The following is a 3,359-nucleotide window of genomic DNA, read 5'->3' as shown; positions in this document are numbered from 1 at the left end:
TTTTATCACCTTCAGCCACATTTAAATAAACATACGCACCACCATCAACTTTTTCGTTTACAACAATTTTATGAAGATCGTTAGTAACGGTTTCTAAAGGAGAATCTATTTTTTTATAACCTTCTTTATCTTTGCAACTTGTAGATAGTGTAAAAATTAAAATTAGAACTGCTAAAAATTTTATCTGATTTTTCATTATTTATTTTATTTATTTGGGTAAAAATAAAAGAATTTTACATTTAAATGTATGATATCCATCACCAATTTATCGCTGGTAAGTTATTGGATTTTAAATATTTATTTACCTCACTAAAATGCTTATTACCAAACCAATAACCTCTATTAGCACTTAGTGGAGACGGATGACCGCTTGTTAATATACAATGTTTTTTTGCGTTAATTAAACTGCTTTTCTTTTTGGCATAACCTCCCCAAAGTAAAAAAACAACATTTTCATTTTTCTCTGAAATTGTTTTAATTACAGCATCTGTAAATTGTTCCCAACCTTTTTTTTGATGCGATCCTGCTTCATGAGCTTTTACCGTTAGCGTAGCATTTAGCAATAAAACTCCTTGGGTTGCCCATCGTTCTAAATTTCCACTTTTAGGATATGGAATTTGAATATCATTTTCAATTTCTTTAAAAATATTTATTAATGATGGTGGATGTACAATTCCTTCATTCACAGAAAAACACAATCCATGTGCTTGATTGGGTCCGTGATAGGGATCTTGACCAATAATAACTACTTTTAAATTGTTGAATTCGCATAAATTAAAGGCTTCAAAAATTTTATTTCCTTCCGGATAACAAGTATTTGTGCTGTATTCTTGTTTTACAAAATTTGTAAGCTCCTTAAAATAAGGCTTTTCAAACTCATCTTTAAGTATATTTCTCCAACTTTCAGCAATTTGTACTTTCATTATAACTATTTGGGTTAATTGTCTATTTTTGTAAAACTTTTCAAAAGTAGCACTTTTCTATGAGTAACATTTCAGAAAAAACATTAAATGATTTAGAATTTAATACCATTTTAAAATCGGTACGGGAATTATGTATTTCTGAATTGGGTAAAGAAGCTTCGGCTAAAATTAAGCCAATTAGAAATAGAGAAAAACTACAACTAGAGCTTTTACAGGTAAATGAATACCTATCATCATTTGTAAATGAAAATAGAATTCCAAATCACTATTTTGATGATATTCATAAGGAAATTCATTTATTAAAAATTGAAAATAGTTATTTAGAACCTGCTGCTTTTTTACGTATTGCCAACAATGCCTCTACCGTTTTTGAACTTTTAAAATTCTTCAAAAAATTTAAAGAATACTACCCAACTCTTTTCTTAAAATCTGAAGAAATTGAATACGAAAAATTTATTGTTGAAAATATTGAAAAGTACATCACTCCATTTGCTGAGGTTAATGACAATGCTTCACCAACTTTAAAGCAAATTAGAAGTGAAATAAACAGTGTTAGAGGAAAAATAAGTGCCAGTTTTACTAAAGCACTTGCATATTACAACAGCTCTGGATATTTAGATGAAATTAGAGAGTCTGTAGTAGATAATCAGCGTGTTTTGGCAGTACAAGCAATGCACAGAAGAAAAGTTCGTGGTAGTTTATTAGGAAGTTCTAAAACAGGAAGTATTGTGTATATTGCTCCTGAAGCTACCTTGCAATACAGCCGAGAACTTCAAAATTTATTGTTTGATGAACACGAAGAAATTGTTAGAATTTTAAAAGAATTAACGAATAGTTTACGCATTTTTGTACCGCATTTAATAGAATATCAAAAATATTTAACCAAGTTAGATGTAATTGGAGCAAAGGCTAAATATGGTAAAAAAATAAATGCATGTTTGCCAAAAATTACCAAGGAGAAAAAAGTGTTTTTAAGAGATGCTTTTCACCCAATATTATTATTGAAAAATAATAGTAAAAATATTCCTACTATTTCTCAAACTTTAGAGTTAAACGAACAGCAACAAATAATTGTAATTTCTGGTCCAAATGCTGGTGGAAAAAGTATTACACTTAAAACCATTGGTTTATTGCAAGTAATGCTACAAAGTGGCTTGTTAATTCCTGTTCATGAACGTTCTGAAACATACATTTTCGATAAAATACTAACAGATATTGGAGACAACCAATCTATTGAAAATCAATTAAGTACTTACAGTTATCGCTTAAAAAATATGCGAACCTTTTTAAGACGCTGTAATGAAAATACACTTTTTTTAATTGATGAATTTGGAACTGGTAGTGATCCTGAATTAGGTGGTGCTTTGGCTGAAATTTTTTTAGAAGAATTTTACGAAAAAAAAGCCTTTGGAATTATTACCACCCATTATGCAAACTTAAAAGTGTTGGCTAGTGAATTAGAAAACGTTTCTAATGCCAATATGCAGTTCGATGAAAAAACATTAGAACCAAAGTTTAAATTATTTATTGGTCAGGCTGGTAGTTCCTTTACCTTTGAAGTTGCTCAAAAAAACGGAATTCCGTATAGTTTAATTAACAAAGCAAAAAAACGTGTTGAAGGCGAAAAAGTGCGTTTAGATAAAACAATTTCTAATCTTCAAAAAGAGCGAAATAAACTACAAAAAACTTCTGAAAGTTTAGAGCAAGAGAAATCTAAAGCCATTGAACAAACAGGAAGTTTAACTGAAAAGCAACAAAAAATTCAGGAAAAATTAGAGAGCTTTCAGGAATTGTATGATAGCAACCAAAAAATGTTGCAATATGGTAGAAAAATAAATGAGTTACTGCATAAATATTTTCAAACCAATAATAAAAAACAATTAACTGCCGATTTTAACAATTGGTTGGTGGTAGAAAAAACAAAATACTTAAAAAAGAATCCGCCAAAACCTAAAACCAAAGTTGAAAAGAAAAAATTAACTGTTGAGAAAAAACAAGCCGAAGAAAAGCTAAAAACGGTTGAAAAGGAAGTATTGGTAGAAGTTGAAAAAGTACGTGAAGAAAAAATTAAAATTGAAAAAATAGTTGCTAAACAAAAGGCTGATTACGTTTTTAAAATTAACGATAGAGTACGTATTATTGATAGTAATTCTATAGGAACTATTGATAAAATTGAAAAAAATAACGCCTTTATTAATTACGGTATATTTACTACAAAAGCAAATTTAAATAAATTAGAATTGGTACAAGCAGCCAAAAATTAATTCTCAAAAATCTAATTATTTCATACATACCATTTTATATTTGATTTAAAGGAAAAAATACTTAAATTTAGCATGCAAAACATTATTATTCATGCTACTAAATAGTAAAGCTATTTTTGTTTTTTTACTTTGGACAACTATTGCCTTATCTTTTCATTATTTTATAACAAAT

Annotated in this window: 3 protein-coding genes; 1 reads left to right on the top strand and 2 read right to left on the bottom strand. The window is 28.4% G+C overall.

The window, feature by feature from the left end; genetic code table 11:
• Nucleotides 1-196 (bottom strand): hypothetical protein (locus ABY298_RS15605; RefSeq protein ID WP_372746977.1); only part of this gene is annotated, 196 nt, incomplete at its 3' end.
• 61 nt (nt 197-257) lie between these two features.
• Nucleotides 258-923, bottom strand: coding sequence for a uracil-DNA glycosylase (locus ABY298_RS15600; RefSeq protein WP_372746976.1), 666 nt, complete (start codon nt 921-923; stop codon nt 258-260).
• Nucleotides 924-982: 59 nt separating this feature from the next.
• Between ABY298_RS15600 and ABY298_RS15595 the strand changes: the two genes are divergently transcribed.
• On the top strand, nt 983-3,187 hold the full coding sequence (locus tag ABY298_RS15595) for a DNA mismatch repair protein MutS (RefSeq protein ID WP_372746975.1): 2,205 nt from the start codon (nt 983-985) through the stop codon (nt 3,185-3,187).
• Nucleotides 3,188-3,359: the final 172 nt, after the last annotated feature.

The organism is Lutibacter sp., from assembly GCF_041596795.1.
GTDB lineage: Bacteria > Bacteroidota > Bacteroidia > Flavobacteriales > Flavobacteriaceae > Lutibacter.
This window is presented reverse-complemented; position numbering and strand designations above follow the sequence as displayed.